The 17256-nt window shown below is 69.5% G+C and carries 11 protein-coding genes; 5 read left to right on the plus strand and 6 right to left on the minus strand.

What is annotated here, in order from left to right:
- The first annotated feature begins 322 nt into the window (after nt 1-322).
- Nucleotides 323-1474, plus strand: a complete 1152-nt coding sequence (locus CCR97_RS10095) for an acyl-CoA desaturase (RefSeq protein ID WP_244670352.1) — start codon at nt 323-325, stop codon at nt 1472-1474.
- A gap of 178 nt (nt 1475-1652) precedes the next feature.
- Here CCR97_RS10095 and fdhD read toward each other — a convergent pair whose 3' ends face one another.
- Nucleotides 1653-2561: a formate dehydrogenase accessory sulfurtransferase FdhD gene (fdhD, locus tag CCR97_RS10100; RefSeq protein ID WP_111358493.1), complete on the minus strand. Its 909-nt coding sequence runs from the start codon at nt 2559-2561 to the stop codon at nt 1653-1655.
- A gap of 178 nt (nt 2562-2739) precedes the next feature.
- On the opposite strand from fdhD, the gene CCR97_RS10105 reads away from it, so the two are divergent.
- Entirely contained in the window at nt 2740-5049 is a 2310-nt protein-coding gene (locus CCR97_RS10105; protein WP_111358494.1) for an FdhF/YdeP family oxidoreductase, read from the plus strand.
- 43 nt (nt 5050-5092) lie between these two features.
- On the opposite strand, the gene CCR97_RS10110 is transcribed toward CCR97_RS10105, so the two are convergent.
- From CCR97_RS10110 to CCR97_RS32280, 4 genes are all read right to left on the minus strand, one after another.
- Nucleotides 5093-6043: a cytochrome c oxidase assembly protein gene (locus CCR97_RS10110; RefSeq protein WP_146618816.1), complete on the minus strand. Its 951-nt coding sequence runs from the start codon at nt 6041-6043 to the stop codon at nt 5093-5095.
- 126 nt (nt 6044-6169) lie between these two features.
- A complete protein-coding gene (locus CCR97_RS10115) occupies nt 6170-7609 on the minus strand; it encodes a DUF1254 domain-containing protein (RefSeq protein WP_111358496.1) in 1440 nt (479 codons plus the stop codon).
- A gap of 195 nt (nt 7610-7804) precedes the next feature.
- Complete coding sequence (locus tag CCR97_RS10120; protein WP_111357570.1) at nt 7805-8818, minus strand: SphA family protein; 1014 nt, start codon at nt 8816-8818, stop codon at nt 7805-7807.
- A gap of 243 nt (nt 8819-9061) precedes the next feature.
- On the minus strand, nt 9062-10015 hold the full coding sequence (locus CCR97_RS32280; RefSeq protein ID WP_146618756.1) for a helix-turn-helix domain-containing protein: 954 nt from the start codon (nt 10013-10015) through the stop codon (nt 9062-9064).
- A 289-nt stretch (nt 10016-10304) separates the two neighbouring features.
- Here CCR97_RS32280 and CCR97_RS10130 point away from each other — a divergent pair, with 289 nt between their 5' ends.
- From CCR97_RS10130 to CCR97_RS10140, 3 genes are all read left to right on the plus strand, one after another.
- Entirely contained in the window at nt 10305-11600 is a 1296-nt protein-coding gene (locus CCR97_RS10130) for an anaerobic sulfatase maturase (RefSeq protein WP_170145856.1), read from the plus strand.
- Nucleotides 11601-11643: 43 nt separating this feature from the next.
- Nucleotides 11644-14187 carry an arylsulfatase gene (locus CCR97_RS10135; RefSeq protein WP_111357568.1) on the plus strand — a complete coding sequence of 848 codons (2544 nt, stop codon included), beginning with the start codon at nt 11644-11646 and terminating at the stop codon, nt 14185-14187.
- 199 nt (nt 14188-14386) lie between these two features.
- A complete protein-coding gene (locus CCR97_RS10140; protein WP_111357567.1) occupies nt 14387-14731 on the plus strand; it encodes a hypothetical protein in 345 nt (114 codons plus the stop codon).
- Nucleotides 14732-14791: 60 nt separating this feature from the next.
- On the opposite strand, the gene CCR97_RS10145 is transcribed toward CCR97_RS10140, so the two are convergent.
- The gene (locus CCR97_RS10145; protein WP_111357566.1) at nt 14792-17059 is read right to left on the minus strand and encodes a GAF domain-containing protein; all 2268 of its coding nucleotides are present in this window, start codon (nt 17057-17059) and stop codon (nt 14792-14794) included.
- Between the last annotated feature and the right edge of the window lie 197 nt (nt 17060-17256).

Consider the following 17256-nt stretch of genomic DNA (forward strand, 5'->3'; position numbering starts at 1 on the left):
CGTGGATTGGCTGCGCCCGCGATGTCTTCGGCGACGCCGTGGCGACGCGACGGTCGGCGACGGTGCCTCCACCCGCGAACCCCTGGACCACACAGGCCTCGGCGGCGCAAATCTGATGCCGGTCGCGGTGGCGCGGGACATCCGGCAAGCAATCCGGCGATCAGCGGCCTTCGCCACATCGTCGACACGAGAATCGGGCCGTCTGCGGCCCACCCGTGCCCACCGGCATCGGAGGCGAGTGACTTCACTCCGCCCCGACCGATGCAACCCGGCGAGGCACCGCGACGTTCACGACCAGACCCCAACCTCCTGGAGCCCCCGTTTGCCGAATCAGATCGAGTGCAGCGACGAGCACGACGACATCGTCTATCCGTCCGCCATACCGTTCCTGCTCGTCCACCTGGCCTGCTTCGCCGCGATCTGGACCGGTGTGACCCTGGACGCCGTGATCCTCGGGGTCGGCCTCTACTGGCTCCGGATGTTCGGAATCGGCGCCGGCTATCACCGCTACTTCTCGCACCGCGCCTTCTCGACCAGCCGCGTTTTCCAGCTCGGCCTCGCCGTCCTGGCCCAGAGCACGGCGCAGAAGAGCGTGCTGTGGTGGGCCGCCAAGCACCGGCATCACCACCTGCATTCCGACACCGAGCAGGACGTGCACTCGCCGGTGCGGAACAGCTTCCTGTACAGTCACGTCGGCTGGATCTTCGCCCGCCGGCACGACGCCACCGACCTGTCGAAGATCGCCGACTTCGCCCGCTTCCCCGAGCTGATGTGGCTGCATCGGTTCGAGCTGGCGCCGGCCGTGCTGCTGGCGGTGCTGTGCTTCCTGGTGGCCGGCTGGCCCGGGCTCGTGGTCGGCTTCTTCTGGAGCACCGTCGCGGTCTATCACGCGACCTTCTGCATCAACTCGCTCGCCCATGTGCGCGGCAAGAAGCGCTTCGTCACCGGCGACGAGTCGCGCAACAACTGGGCGCTCGCGCTCATGACCATGGGCGAGGGGTGGCACAACAACCACCACGCCTATCAGAGCAGCGTGCGCCAGGGGTTTCGCTGGTGGGAGATCGACCCGACCTACTACATCCTGCTCGGCCTGTCTCGGCTCGGCCTCGTGTGGGGCCTGAAGACTCCGCCGGCCGAGGTGCTCCGCAACGAGCAGCGCCTCGGCACCAAGGTGGTGAACCGGGCGGCCGAGCAGCTCGCGGCTCGCTTCAACGTCGAACGCATCGCCGCGGCGGCGGCGGCGGCGCTGCAGGGGCCCGACCTCGCGGCGTTCCGCGCCAGCGTCGCCTCGGCGCAGCACCGCGCGGCCGACATGCTGGCGAGCCTGCACCTGCCGCACGTTCCCGGTCGCGACGAGCTGCTGGCCGAGGCCCGTGCCATGTTCGCCAAGACGCCCTCGCTCGACGACATCGTCGACCGCGCCTACGGCCTGCTGCTCGCATCGGTCGCGTCACGCCTGGCGACCGCGAGCTGATCACGACGGAGCTGCGGGGCCGGACGCCCATGGCGCCGGCTCCCGACGCCATCCTCGCACTTCTCGTAGGCGCGGCTCGGTTCCAGCCTGCACGCGCCAGTGTCCGCAGCAGGTCACCCGCCCGGCCGTGGTCGTCAACGAGCATCTCCGGCGGGTGGTGCCGGGCGGGTGTCCCCGATCAGCGGATCCGCTGCGGATGGGCATAGACCTCGAAGGACGCTCCGCGCGCCATCGCCACCAGCGTGATGCCGGCCGCGGCGGCGACCCGGACCGCGAGCGCGGTGGGGGCCGAGACGGCGATCAGCACCGGGGCGCCGATCGCGGCCGTCTTCTGCACCATCTCGACGGAGACGCGGCTGGTGATGACGACGGCGCCCGACGCGGTGGACACGCCGCTGCACGCCAACGTGCCCGCGAGCTTGTCCAGAGCATTGTGGCGTCCGACATCCTCGCGCAGCGCCACCAGGCCGTCCTCCGGCGAGAAGAAGCCGGCCGCGTGGGTCGCGCGGGTCGCATGCTGGAGGTGCTGGGCGGATGCGAGCGCCGCCACGGCGGCGGCGATCGCCGCGCCGTCGAGAGTCGTGCCGTCGAGATCGGTGTGATCGGACACGGCGCGGATGGGCCGGCACGCCTCGTCGAGACTCTCGATCCCGCACAGGCCGCAGCCGGTGGGCCCGGCGAGGCGGCGCCGACGCCGAGTCTGGTTCTCGGCGCGCGGGCCGGCGAGCCACATCCGCACCTCGATCCCCGAAGGACCCGGCACGATCGCCAGGTCCTCGATCTCGTCGCGGCGCGTGACGATCCCCTCAGTCAGGCTGAAGCCGATGCCGAAGTCCGCGAGGTCGGCCGGCGTCGCCATCATGACGGCTTCGGTGCTGCCGCCATAGACCAGCGCGACCGCGGTCTCCTCCGGCACCGTGCGGTGGCCCGCCGCCGGCGCAGCGCTCCCGTGGGCGATCGACACCAGCCGCCGTGCGGGGGCCGGCAGATCGCTGGCGGGCTCGGACGTCTGCGCGGCGGGCCGCACAGAAACGGCCGCGACCGCGTGCGCGGCGGCGGGATGGGGACGCGGAAGCGGCGCGGTCATGGTGACGGATGGCAAAGGTCCGGCCTCGTCTGTTCGCCGGCAGACCGAGCTCGCGCGCCGGCTCCTGTCGGGAGATCGTCTCCACAGGAACTCCGATCCCCCGCCCGGCGTTCGCACCGCAGGATCGTTCCCGTCCGAGCGACGTGAGCAGCCCACTTCCCACTCCCGCGAGGACGACATGACGCAGCAGCGAAAGCAGAAGGCCGTCCAGAAGGACTATTCGGGTCCGGCCGGCGGGTGGGGGTCCGTCAGGGCGGTGGCCAGCATCCTGACCCAGGAGGAGGTCCGGATCCTGGGCAGCGAGATCCTGTGGAAGCAGAACAAGCCGGACGGCTTCATGTGCGTGTCGTGCTCATGGGCGAAGCCGGCCGAGCCGCATCCGTTCGAGTTCTGCGAGAACGGCGCCAAGGCGACGGCCTGGGAGATCACGCCGAAGAAGACCGATCCGGCCTTCTTCGAGGCCCACACGCTGACCGAGCTGCGCGACTGGTCGGATCACGCGCTCGAGGAGAACGGCCGCCTGACGCATCCGCTGCGCTACGATGCCGCGCGCGACAAATACGTCCAGGTGTCGTGGGACGAAGCCTACGCCGAGATCGGGGCCGAGCTGAAGAAGCTCGATCCGAAGGAGGTCGTCTTCTACACGTCCGGGCGCGCCTCGCTGGAGGCGAGCTACATGTGGCAGCTCTTCGGCCGCATGTACGGCACGAACAACTTCCCGGACAGCTCCAACATGTGCCACGAGTCGACCTCGGTGGCGCTGCCGCAGGTGATCGGCGTGCCGGTCGGCACCGTCCTGCTCGAGGATTTCGAGCACACCGACTGCATCTTCTTCTTCGGCCAGAACACCACGACCAACTCGCCCCGCATGCTGCATCCGCTGCAGGGCGCGTCGAAACGCGGAGTGCCGATCGTCGTCTTCAACCCGATCCGCGAGCGCGGGCTCGAGCGCTTCACTAATCCGCAGAACCCGGTCGAGATGGCGACCGGCAGCACCACCCGGATCGCCACGCAGTATTATCAGGTGAAGCCGGGCGGCGACATCGCCGCCATCGCGGGCGTCTGCAAGGCGCTGATCGAGATGGACGTGGTGGCGCAGCAGAACGGCCGGCCGCGCGTGCTCGACGTCGACTTCATCGCGCAGCACACCCACGGCTTCGAGGACTTCGCCGCGTTCTGCCGGGCGCAGTCGTGGGTCGACCTCGAGGCGGTGTCGGGCCTCTCCGAGGCCGAGATGCGGCAGGCCGCACGGACCTATGCGAAGGCGAACGCCGTCATCGCCAATTACGGGATGGGCATGACCCAGCACGTGCACGGCGTCGAGGCCTGCCAGATGGTCGTGAACCTGCTGCTGCTGCGCGGCAACATCGGCAAGAAGGGCGCCGGCATCTCGCCGGTGCGAGGCCACTCGAACGTGCAGGGCCAGCGCACCGTCGGCATCTCGGAGAAGGCCAAGCTCGTGCCGCTCGATCGGCTGAAGGAGCTGTACGGCTTCGAGCCGCCACGCGAGGATGGGCTCGCCACCGTGGATGCCTGCGAGGCCATCCTCGACGGCCGGGTGCGCGGCTTCGTCGCGCTCGGCGGCAATTTCCTGCGCGCGATTCCGGACCATTCCCGCATGGAGCCGGCCTGGGGCAAGCTTCGCCTCTCCGTCCAGGTCGCGACCAAGCTCAACCGCACGCATCTGATCCCGGGCGAGGTGACGTATCTGTTGCCGTGCCGGGGCCGCATCGAGATCGACCGCCAGGCGACCGGGCCGCAGGCCGTGTCGATGGAGGATTCGACCACCTGCATCCACGGCTCGAACGGCTTTCGCGAGCCGGTCAGCGCGCATCTGCGCTCCGAGCCGGCGATCGTCGCCGGCCTCGCCAAGGCGACGCTTGCGCGAAACCCGAAGGTCGATTGGGACGCCTGGGTCGGCGACTATTCGCTGGTGCGGGACGCCATCGAGAAGACCTGGCCGGACCAGTTCGAGGGCTTCAACAAGCGCCTGTTCACGCCGGGCGGGTTTCCGCGCCCGCTCGGTGCCCGCGAGCGGAAATGGACCACGCCGAACGGCAAGGCGAACTTCACGGTTCCGAAGAGCCTGGAGAACCGGCTTCCGGCCGAGGAGGGCGTCTATCAGCTCGTCACCCTGCGCTCCGACGGCCAGTTCAACACCACGGTCTACGGCCTCGACGACCGCTTCCGCGGAGTCTTCGGCGGGCGCGACGTCGTGCTGATGAACACGGCCGACATGGCGCGGCTCGGGCTCGAGAAAGGCGACACGATCCGCCTCGTGACGGCTTATCACGACGGCATCCGACGTGAGCTCGGCGGCCTGCAGGTGCTGCCCTTCGGCATCCCGCAAGGGTCGATCGCCGGCTATTATCCCGAGTGCAACGTGCTGATCCCGGTGGGGCACCACGCGCAAGGCAGCAAGGTACCGGCGGCCAAGTCGGTGCCGGTGCGGATCGAGAAGGACACCGCCGCGCTCGCGGCCGAGTGAGCGCGACGCTCGGACCTTGTCCGGCCTGGTCGCCCTGGCGGCGCTATCGGAGCGGTCCGGTGCCGGCCGACGCCGGGCCGCACGCCTCGTCCGCATCGCCGGTGGCCGCGAGCCCGCGCGCCACGAGGCCGAGCGCCGCCGCCATGTAGACGAGCCCCATCGGCACCCACATGATCAGGCCGGCGAGCTGCTGATCGGCGAGCGGCGACAGGCCGAAGGCGAGTGCGCCTTGCGCCATCAGCGGGAACCACAGGCCGGGCGAGAAGGTGAGCAGCGCCCCCAGCATGCCGGTGTGCATCAGGGTCGCCAGCAGCACCGGCGCGGCGGCGAGCGCGGCCCCGGCGCCGCTACGCGCCGCCACCAGGAGACTGTGCCAGAACGTCAGCGAGACGCCGAGGAGCGTGCCGAGCATCACGAGATGCAGCCCGCCATCGCGCAGCGCCGCTTCGTAGAAGCCCGGCACATGCCAGAACCAGATGGCGGCCCCGTAAGCCAGCCCGGCGCCAGCCGGCCGCCCGAGCCACGATGCGACCCCGGCCTCGCGTGCGCGGGCGTCCTCCGGACCCGCCCACACGCTCCGGGCTCCGAGCAGAAGGAGGGGCGGCGCCAGCGCGACCAGGATCACGTGCTGGACCATGTGAGCCCAGGCGAGATGGGCGGCGAGCCGACACAGCGGTGACACCACCGCGACGACGAGCAGGAGCCATCCCGTGCCGAACAGCACGATCCGCCAGGCGGGCGGCGCGGTGCCCTCGCGCCACCGCGCGACGACGGCCGAGAGAAAGAGCGCCGGCAGGAGCAGCACGGGCAGCAGCGTCGCCGGCGCGAGGCTCCAGGCGGACGCGACCGTGGTCGGTGTCAGGGCGGTCGCACCCGCGAGGCACAAGGAGATCAGGCGCTCGACCGGACCCGTGGACGGGCCGAGCAGGACGCCGAGGACGGCACCGGCGAGCCCGGCCGCCGTCACCGCCAGGATCAACCGAAAAGGCCGCATCACGTCTCCTCGTGCGCAGGAACCGATGGTCGCGCCGCCCGTCCGGTCCAGAAAGACCGCGATCAGACCGCGCGCGACCGCGCCGTCGAAGACGTAACGCGACAAGGGCGACAGCGATCCCGCCGCTCAGACCTTCCGGATCCGCGGCGGCTGCCAGGTTCCTTCGCCGGGCGGCAGGATGGAGGGCGGCGTGGACTTCGGCCAGTACAGCCGCATCACCACGTAGATCGGCCCCTCGGGCGCCGGCAGCCAGTTGCTCTCGCGCTCGGGGCCGGGTGACTTCGCCTGGATGTAGAGGGTCAGCGCGCCGTCGGGGCCGGTCTTCAGGTTCGGCAGCATCGGCGAGTTGATCAGATAGCGGTCGATCGGGTTCTTGACGAGGAGCTGCGTCTTGCCGTCGTACATGGTGACCGACCAGAACGCCTCTACGGGCGGCAACTGGCCCTTCTGGAAGGTCAGCGTGTAGCTCGCCTTGGCGCAATCGAGCGGCTGGCCGTCGGCATCGACCTTGGCCATCGGATACATCGCCTCGACGGCGTCGTTGCCGAGGATGCCGGCCTGCGCCGCGGCGGCGCGCATCAGCCAGTCGCCGTGGAAGAAGGCCGCGTCGCCGAACGGCGACCCGACCCGCCAGCCGTTGATGTCCTTGCCGAAGGTCGCGACCGCCGCCTCGACCTTGCGCTGGCCCTCCTTCATGCCGAGCAGGATCTCGGCCTTGTCCTCGAGCGAGAGCGCGCGGAAGTCGAAGCTCTTGCCGGGGCCGACGCCGATCTTGGCGAGCTGATCACGAATCCAGCGATCCTCGGGCAGCGCCGGGGCGAGCGAGAGCGCGAAGTCGAGGTACTCGAAGAACTCGGTGCGGACGAGATCCTTCTCGAATTTCGGAAAGTCGAACGCCGGGGCCGGCGGCGGCGCCGGCTGGTTCAGGAAGGCCGACAGCGGCTGCGCCTTGTAGCCGGCCTGGACCTTCTTCACGTTCTCGATGTCGGCCGGGTCGAACAGCTGGGTGCGAAACAGGCCGAGCGCGATGTCGGTGGTGGAGCGGAAGACCCGTCTGATCCCGACCGGGGTGGAGCCGGTCCAGTCGGGACCCGCCACCAGATAGCTGCCCGCGACGTTGCCGGTCGCGCGGCTGCCGACATAACCGAAATTGTAGGTGTTGAAGTCGACGAGCTGGACCGAGTAGTAGCGCTTCGCCTCGACGGCCGGCACCGAGATCACCATCGGCTCGGCGCGCAGATCCATCCACACGAAGGAGTACGGCGTGTCGCTGTTGGGCGTGACCACGGCCGTGTCCTGCCAGGTGAAGACCCGCGCCTCGTTGGACAGGACGTTCAAGGGAGCGCGATAGAGCTTCGAGCTCTTGTCGACCGCGTACTCGTACAGGATCCCGTAGGCCATCACCATCGGCAGGCCGTAGATGAAGCCGGCCTCGGCGATGTCCTTGGCCTTGAAGAATCCCGGGCGGCTGGAGAACCAGCCGGCCTGCGCCGGCGCGGTCGCGAGCGCCGGGGTCGAAAGGGCGGCAGCGCCGGCCACCCGCATCAGATCGCGTTTGGTGAGCATCGAATCTCTCCGGTTACGAAAGGCTGCGTGCGTCGGGGGCGTCGCGATCGTTCGATAGCGGGCTTTCGCCGGCGGTCGAAATCACGATCCCGAAAGCCGGCGAGCGATCGGCGCGGCGGTCCGGACCGTGGCTCGACGCCACCCGGCCGGCCGCGGGGGCCGGGTGGGACAGGCGTCGCGGGGAAGCCGGGCGCGCTACTTCAGCGCCAGATGCCGCTTCGGCGTCGCCGCGGGCGGCGGCGCCGCGGCCGGCGAGAGCGCCAGCGTCAGCCAGACGTTCCAGCCCTCGGGCCGGTTCTCCGACTCGAACTCCTTGTAGGCCTTGAGATTGAGATAGCCCTGGATCTCGCCCATCGGCACGATGTAGCCGACCTGGGCCCCGACGCTCATGATGCGCGATTCGAAGCAGCCGACGCGGTCACCCGAACCGCTGTCGCACGAGAGCTGCTGATACAGATAGCCGACCAGGCCGATCTGGAACTGCTTGGTGACGAACTGCGAGGCGCCCCAGTCGACATGGAAGTCGACGCCGTTCCGATACTGCGTGTCGGGGTTCTTGAAGTTGTAGGTGAGGCCGGCGACGGCCGAGAACTCGCGGCCGGTCGCCGGATTGAAATAGGTGTAGCCGAAGCCGCCGTCGATGGCGCCGTGCCCGAGGCCCAGATTGGCGATGCTGTTCGGGTCGTAGCTGCCGACCGGGATGTCGCCGGTCAGGTAGGTCATGTAGTTGTTCACTCCGGCATTCCAGCGCAGGAAGAACTGCGGGTAGAGATCGCCGACCCCGGTGTCGGTCTCGCTGAGATTGAAGAAGCGCGAGCCCGACGCGGCGAAGGGGCCGGCCAGCACAGAGGCGTTCAGCAGCGCGTCGATCGAGGTCGTGTTTCGGCCCGACACGGTCATCAGGCCGATGGTCGCCTGTCCGCCGAGCACCGGCGTGGCGAACGTGTAGGACGGGATGACGATGGCGAGGTCGGCCTTGCCGGTGAGGCTCGCCTCGACGTTCCCCGCGATCGTGACGGGCAGCCGGCCGGCGTTGATCTCGCGGGCGCGGGCGACGCTGCCGCCCGCCGTGACGGTCGTGTGATAATAAATCGAGGTGAGCGAGAAGCCGGGCTGCTGCGGCGCCGCCGCGAGGCTGCCGAAGATGCCGGGCAGCCAGAAGCTCACGCCGCCCTCGTCGGCGGCGGCCGGGGCCGCGGCAAGCGCCATCGCGGCAGCGGCGACCAGCGTTGCCGATGTCCCGGCCCGTCCGCGCCCGTCCCCTCGCCGATGTCCGGTTGTCGCGCCCGCCATCTCGGCCTCCCCCGATGCCGCCAATATCCCGGCCGTGACGGTACCGGGATCGCCGCCTGTCACTATGCAGAATCGGTCATGGGGGTCGGCGATAAGACAATTCGCGTGCGATGTGGCCGGCTGACAACATGGACGCGAACGGCGGCGCGGCCGCGTCCGTCAGCCGGTGGAGCGCTCCAGCCGTCGCATGGTCTGCGACGGCAGCTCGCCGAACAGTGTCCGGTATTGCGCCGCGAAGCGGCCGAGTTCGGTGACGCCGTGGCTGGTCAGTACGTCGGTGACAAGCCGTCCGCGCGCGCTCGGATCGAGCAGAGAGGCATGGACGTGGTTGAGCTGCAGGAGCTTGAGATAGCGCGACGGCGGCATGCCGTAGACGGCGCCGAAGGCGCGCCGCAGCGTCCGTTCGCACACCCCGGCGGCGACACACAGATCGGCGAGGCCCGGGACCGGCCCGGTCGCGTCGCGCCCCTGCTCGAACGCCCGTCGGACGATCAGATGGTGGTGCGGCGCCGCGGGCACGTGGCGGCTCCCCGGCGCTCCGATCACCTCGACGAGCATCTGGGAGATCGCCGTGGCGGCGTCGTGCGCCTGCTCCGGCGACGCCGCGTCGTCGCCGGATGGCGCCTCATCACGGGCCGCCTGGGACCGACCCTTGTCGATCTGCGCCAGCAGGGCGGCGAAGGTCTCGGCCTCTGCCTGGATCAACGATGCGGTGGCGCTGCGGGTCCGGCCGGCGAGCCGGTCGACCTGGGCGGGCGTCAGCATGGCCAGCGGCAGCGTCAGCGAGATCCAGCTGTGCGGCACCGCGTTGGCGAACACGAAGCGGCTGCCCGGCGGCAGCACGGCGATGCCGTGCCGCGCGACCGGGACCCCGTTGAGCGTGACGGCGTGCCGGTCGAGCGTGCTCTGCATGACGAAGACCAGGACGCCCGGCTGCCCGATCGTGCCGTCGGCCACCATGCCGGCCCCGCAGCGCCCATGTTGGATCACGACGTCGCCGCAGCGCCGGTTGTGCACCGACCACTCGGGCAGGCCGCGGCTGGTCAGCAGGAAGCTGACATCGGCCTCGCGCACTGCACGAGCGAACTCGACGAACGCCGATGCCGAAGACACGTTGCCCCACCCACCTAAGTCAATAAGGCTAATACAAAATGCCGGCGTGAAACCTCATCATACGAACAAACCGTGCGCATGCCTATCGTGATAAGCTTCATGGATTGCACATAAAGGTGTGGCCGCGCTCGGTTCGATCACAAGCACGGCATCCGGTCTCGCGTCCCTCGCGGCTGGCCGGAACTGCATACTGGCCCGTGGGGCGGCAAGCTAGCCTCCGATCGATCCCCGGCAGCTTCGCCTCTCCGCCGGTGCCGAGAGCGGCGCTGAATCCCGGTTAACCCGCCGGATGAGCTCCGTGGCCGACAAGTACGACGCTCCGATCAAGCTCGCGGGAATGGGCGAACGCAGCTTCCATGCCATGGCCAAGCCGGCCGGGGCGCGCTGCAATCTCGACTGCACCTATTGCTTCTATCTGAGCAAGGAGACGCTGCCTGACGGACAGGATGCACGCGGCCTCGGTGCCGGCGACATGGATCGCGACACGCTCGAGCGGTTCGTGCGCCAGTACATCGCCGGCGTCACCAGTCCCGAGGTGGTCTTCACCTGGCAGGGCGGCGAGCCGACCTTGCGCGGGCTCGGCTTCTTCGAGGAGGTCGTCGCCCTGCAGGCGAAGCATGCCCGGCCGGGCCAGCGGATCCACAACGATCTGCAGACCAACGGCGTGCTGCTCGACGAGACGTGGGCGCGGTTCCTGAAACAACACCGCTTCCTGGTCGGGCTGAGCATCGACGGGCCGCGCGAGCTGCACGATTCCTTCCGGGTCAACAAGGGCGGCGCGCCGACCTTCGACAAGGTGATGGCGGCGGCAGCGTTGCTGCGACGGTTCGGTGTGCCGTTCAACGCGCTCGTCTCGGTGCATCGCCTCAATGCGAAGAAGCCGCTCGACGTCTATCGCTTCCTGCGCCGTGAGCTCGGCGTGACCGTGATCCAGCTCATCCCGGTGGTCGAGCCGCGCGACTTCGCGACCACCGCGCCGCAGTCGCATGACCCGGCGCGCGCGCCGCTGCTCGGCAGCCCGCGGGCGCGGCCCGGCGATCCGGACTCGGTCGTCACCGACTGGTCGGTGGATCCCGACGACTGGGGCACGTTCTTGTCGCGGGTGTTCGACGAGTGGCGGCGCAAGGATCTTGGCACCGTCCTGGTCACCCATTTCGAGACCCTGGTGGCGCGCCGCCTCGGCCTGCCGGCTCAGATCTGCATCTACGCCGAGACCTGCGGCAAGGCCGTGGTGGTCGAGCACGACGGAAGCGTCTTCTCCTGCGACCACTACGTCTATCCCGAGCACCGGCTCGGCAGCCTGCACGAGGCGACCCTCGCCGATCTCGTCTTCTCGCGCGCGCAGGTGATGTTCGGCTACGCCAAGTCGGACCGCCTGCCGGCCTATTGCCGGGCCTGCGAGGCGCTGGCCGACTGCTGGGGCGAATGCCCGCGCAACCGCCTGATCAGGACACCCGACGGCGAGCCGGGCCTCAACTATCTGTGCGCCGGGCTGAAGCGGTTCTTCCGCCACGCCGGGCCGGCGGCCGACGCCATCGCGGCCGACATTCGGGCCCGGAAGCCGGCATTCACCAGCGGGACGTGACATTCTCAACGGAGGAGATTGCATGACCTTCGGATCAATAGCCATGCGTACGCTCGTCGGAGTCACGGCCGGCCTCCTGCTCGGCGCGAGCTGGTCGCTCGGGCCGGCCGTGGCCCAGCAGGTCACCGGCACGCCCGGCGCGCCGGATGCCACCACGACCATCGACGGTCGCCAGCTCCCCGCGCCGGACCCGAAGTTCGGCGGCGTGATCAGGAACGACGCGCTGCAGTCGAAGCCCTGGTGGGCGCCGCGCATCGTGCCGCCGAAGGAGGCGCCGAACGTCCTCCTGATCATCACGGACGACGCCGGCTTCGGCGTGCCGTCGACGTTCGGCGGCGTCATCCCGACGCCGACCATGGACGGCCTCGCGGCCGAGGGCCTGCGCTACAATCGTGTCTTCTCGACCGCGCTGTGCTCGCCGACCCGTGCCGCGCTGATCACCGGGCGCAACCATCACTCGGTCGGCTTCGGCGTGATCTCCGAGCAGTCGACCGGCTTTCCCGGCTACAACAGCATCATCGGCAAGGACAAGGCGACGGTCGGCCGGATCCTGAGCGACAACGGCTACGCCACCGCGTGGTTCGGCAAGGACCACAACACGCCGGCCTTCGCGGCGAGCCAGGTCGGGCCGTTCGACCAGTGGCCGACCGGCATCGGCTTCGAGTACTTCTACGGCTTCGTCGGCGGCGACGCCAACCAGTGGCAGCCGAACCTGTTCCGCAACACGACGCAGATCTACCCGTTCGACGGCAAGCCGCCGGGCACCTGGAACCTGATCACGGCGATGGCCGACGACGCCATCGACTACATCGGCCGGATGCACCAGACCGATCCGACGAAGCCGATCTTCATCAAGTATGCGCCGGGCGCCACCCATGCGCCGCACCACCCGACCAAGGAGTGGGTGGAGAAGATCACGGCCATGCATCTGTTCGACGACGGCTACGAGACACTGCGCGAGCGCATCTTCGAGAACCAGAAGCGCCTCGGCGTGATCCCGAAGGATGCCAAGCTGACGCCGTGGCCGCGCGAGGTGCTGAAGGCGTGGGACACGCTGACGCCGGAGGCCAAGAAGCTGTTCGTCCGCCAGGTCGAGGTGTTCGCCGCCTACGCGGCCTACAGCGACCACGAGATCGGCCGAGTCATCAAGGCTTTCGAGGACATCGGCCGGCGCGACAACACGCTGATCATCTACATCAACGGCGACAACGGCACGAGCGCCGAGGGAGGCCCGATGGGCACGCCCAACGAGGTGGCGTTCTTCAACGGCCTGAGCGAGCTGCCGGTCGACGTGCAGATGAAGTTCTACGACGTGTGGGGCACGGAGCAGACCTACAATCACATGTCGGCCGGCTGGTCGTGGGCCTTCGACACGCCGTTCGACTGGTTCAAGCAGAATGCCTCGCGGCTCGGCGGCATCAACCAGAACATGGTGGTGTCGTGGCCGGCCCGCATCAAGGACAAGGGGGCCTTGCGCGAGCAGTTCGTCCACGTCATCGACGTCGTGCCGACCATCCTGGAGGTCGCCGGTCTTCGCGCGCCCGACACGGTCGACGGCATCAAGCAGGCGCCGATCGAGGGGACGAGCTTCGCCTACACGTTCGACCCCAAAAACGCCAAGGCGCCGTCCCGGCACACCACTCAATATTTCGAGATGATGGGCCAGTGGGCGCTCTACAAGGACGGTTGGCTCTTGAGCACCAAGGTGAACCGCGCGCCCTGGGAGGCGTTCGGCGCGGCCAATCCTGACCCGCTCAACAACCAGGTGTTCCAGCTCTACGACCTATCCAAGGACTTCACCCAGGCCGACGACATCGCCGCCAAGAACCCGCAGAAGGTCGCGCAGATGCGCCAGGCGTTCGTCGCCGAGGCGAAGAAGTATCAGGTGCTGCCGCTCGACGCCTCGGTCGCTGCCCGCATCGTCGCGCCGCGGCCGAACATCACGGCGGGTCGCAGCGAGTTCGTCTACACGCGGCCGATGACGGGGTTGCCGCAAGGCGATTCCCCGAACCTCCTCAACAGCTCCTACACGATCACGGCCGATATCGAGGTGCCGGCCGGCGGCGCCGAAGGAATGATCCTCACCTCGGGTGGGCGCTTCGCCGGCTACGGCTTCTATCTGAAGGATGGCAAGCCCGTGTTCCTGTGGAACCTGGTGGATCTGAAGCGAGTGAGGTGGGAAGGGCCCGACGTGCTCGCGCCGGGCCGTCACACGCTGGAGTTCGACTTCAAGTATGACGGGCTCGGCATCGGCACGCTGGCGTTCAACAACATGAGCGGCGTCGGCCGCGGCGGCACCGGAACCCTGAAGGTCGACGGCAAGGCGGTCCAGACCATCGCGCTGCCGCACACGTTGCCGATGATCCTGCAATGGGACGAGGCCTTCGACATCGGCTCCGACACGCTGACCGGCGTCAACGACGCCGACTACACGCCGCCGTTCCGGCTCACCGCCAGGCTGAACAAGCTGACCATCAAGGTCGACCGGCCGCAGCTCGGCAAGGCCGACATCGAGAAGCTGGAGACCGCGCGGGCGACCGCGGTCGACGGCGCGCCGCTCACCCGCGTGCAGCCCGGGCCGCATTGAGGCAGCTTTCGCCAGGTGAAAGGCGCTCCCTTCGTCATGGCCGGGCGCGTCGCGGCCATCCTCGATCGTGGTCTTGCGGAGACCGCGAGATCGTGGATGCTCGCGACGAGCGCGGGCATGACGGGTCGGGAGAGTCGAGGGCTGGAACGAGACGCGCTCGAGGGGGCGACCTTCGTTTGATCACTGCAGGGAGAATGTCATGAGAACGAGTCTGTTGGTCGGTGTCGTGCTGGCGAGCGTGGCCGCGGGCGGCGCCTCGGCGCAGGTGCAGGGCGTGAATCTGAACGGCCCGTGGATTTGCGTCGCGAACTGTCTCGGCGGCCAGGGCAGCAGTGCGTTCATCACCCAGTACGGCACCCAGCTCAACGTGATCAACGACGCCGGCCAGCCGTCGGCCGGATGGGTCGAGTATCCGGGCCGCATCTGGATCGCCAACGCTTGGCAGGGTGCCGTCTACTCGCCGGACGGCATGACCATCCAGTTCGACAAGGGGACGATCTGGCAGCGCCCGCCGGTGGCTCCGCCGGCCCGCCGCCGCCGTTAGGCGTAGCCCCGCGGCGATGACCCCGGCGCCGGCGGCGTGGCGCCGCCGGGTCCGTCGGGATCAGTTCGGCCGGCGCAGTCCGGTGCCTGCACCCGGCCCGTCGCCGCGGCCGTCGGGACTCGACCGTGGCGCGTCGGGTCCGCCGGTGGTGCCGGGCTGCGCCCCGGCCTCGACGTCCTCGGCGCGCGCCGCGTGAGCGGCGAGATGCGCCAGCACCTCGGCGGTGCGGTAGACCGACGCCTGCACGCTGCCGAGCATCTCGGCCATCCGGGTGGTGTCGAGCCCGTCGGTGATCTCCAGCGCGGCGAGCTGCGCGTTCTCGACCACGGGCGAGAGCAGGGTGCGGTAGATGTGGTCGGCCTTGGGTTCGAGGCGCGCCGCGAACAGCGCGTTGCGGTCGACCACGTTCTCCTGGAACCGGCTGCGGGCCGTCTCGGCCGCCTTGCGCTCGGACAAATCCATGAACAGGAGGACGAAGCCCAGCACCTTGCCGGGCGACGAAAACACCGGGTCGGCCCGCACCAGGAGCTGGCGCGGATCGTCCTGCCCGGCGGCGAGCTGCACCTCGCCCCGCCAGGTGCGGTGGTCGCGGGCGAGATCGATCATGCGCTGGCGCACCTCGGCAGCGTCGACGAACAGCGGGACGAGGTCGCCGATGGTGGCGAGATCGCCGTGCGAGAGCGGCAGCAACCGGTTGAAGGCGGCGTTGCACAGGAGGATGTGGCCGCTCGAGTCGGCGATCACTGCCGGCTGGTCGGAGACCCGGACCTGGCTGCGCACGGTGTCGAGCTGGTGCTGGGCGATCAGGAAGCTGACGGCGCGGAATTGCAGCACCACGTCGGTGACGGTGTCGCTGATCAGCCGCGCGGCGGTGAGGTCGGCCGAGGTCCAGGCGTCGCTCGTGCCCTCGACGAGCTGGTGCCACTTGGCGAAGGAGCGCCGCGGCGACAGGTCCTTGGGCGTGGCGCCGACCTCGACCGGCTTGAGCGGATCGCCGCCCCAGGTGACGGTGCGCACCCGCTCGGGGCGGAACCAGACCAGATACTCGCCCGGCGACGGCGACACCGGGGTCGCGAGAATCCCGCTCGCCACCGCGGCGAGGCGGGCAAAGTCCGGCTTCTCGGCGCCGAGCGCCGAGGTGGCGTAGAGCGGCAGCCGCGGCCGGCTGTCGAGCCAGGCCCCGATGGCGCGCAGGTCCGGCGTGCCGGGCACCTCGCCGGTGGTGAGGACCTGGCCGTCGTAGAGCAGCGCCGCGCCGGTCGCGTTCACCGGCGTCAGCAGCGCCTGCGACTGGTCGAACAGCGCCATCCGCCAGTCGCCCTCGCGGGCGATCGCCTCGATCATGCGCTGCTCGAGCCGCCGCACCGACAGCTCGGCCTGCGCCTGCACGAAGCTCTCCAGCGCCGCGACTCGGGTGGCGATCGCCTCGGCGAGGAGCTCGCACACGGCCCGCACCTCGAAGGACACGATGCGCGGGACGTAGTGGTGGCAGGCGACGAGCCCCCACAGCTTGCCGCCCACCATCAGCGAGGCGACGAGCGTCGCGCCGACCCCCATGTTCTTCAGGTACTGGATGTGGATCGGCGACATGCTGCGCAGCCCGCACAGCGACATGTCGAGATCCGTGCCGGTGATCGGCGACAGCCGCGGCTCCAGCGGCACCGGGTCGTAGGCGACGTCGACCAGCACGCGCACCCGGTTGCGCTCGTAGAGCCGCCGGGCGATCTGCGGGATGTCGGAGGCCGGGTAGCGGTTGCCCAGATAGGGCTCGAGCTCCGGCTCGCGCTGCTCGGAGAACACCTGCCCGTGGCCGAGCTCGTCGAACCGGTAGATCATCACCCGGTCGTAGCCGGTGATCGCCTTGTAGATGCGGGCCGCCTCGTCGCACAGGGCGCGCAGCGAGGGCGCGCCGAGAATGCCCTGAAGCGCCTTCTCGATCTGCGACGCCAGCGGCATCGCGGCGCCGGCCCGCTCGAGCTCGATGACCAGCCCTTCGCCGGGCGGCCGGTGGATCAGCACGTCCCAGGACTCGCCGCCGAAGCGGCAGCGGATCGCGTGCGGAATGGTGTCGAGCGGCTCGGCCTGATGCGGCGCGATCGCCTCGGCGAGCGCCGGCGCCAGGTCGGCGACGCGGCGGCCGATCACCGGGCCGTCGACGCCCAGAAACGCCGCCGTGTTGGCGCTCGCCATGACGACGACGCCGTCGCTCTCGCGCATCATCATGAGCGCGCCGTGCGGCTGGATCGACTGCGCGAGATGGATCTGCTCCAGCTCGCAGTTCGACAGGTCGGCCTGTCCGAACGGCGGGATCGCGAGTGGCTCGCCCAAGTCTGCGTGCTCCGGTGTCGTTCTCGTGCCGTCGTTACGGGTGTGGTCGGTCCAGGGTCGTCGGGCCGGGGTCGTCGTCACGGGTCGTCGTCACGGTTCGCCCTCTCGGCTCGCCGTCGCGGGCGCCGGCGCAGTGGTACGAGCCCTTCCTTTCGGCGAGCTCCGCTCCATCGCGCCGGAAGCCCATCGCATCGCAA

Origin of the sequence: Rhodoplanes elegans (assembly GCF_016653355.1) — a bacterium.
GTDB classification, from domain to species: Bacteria; Pseudomonadota; Alphaproteobacteria; order Rhizobiales; family Xanthobacteraceae; genus Rhodoplanes; species Rhodoplanes elegans.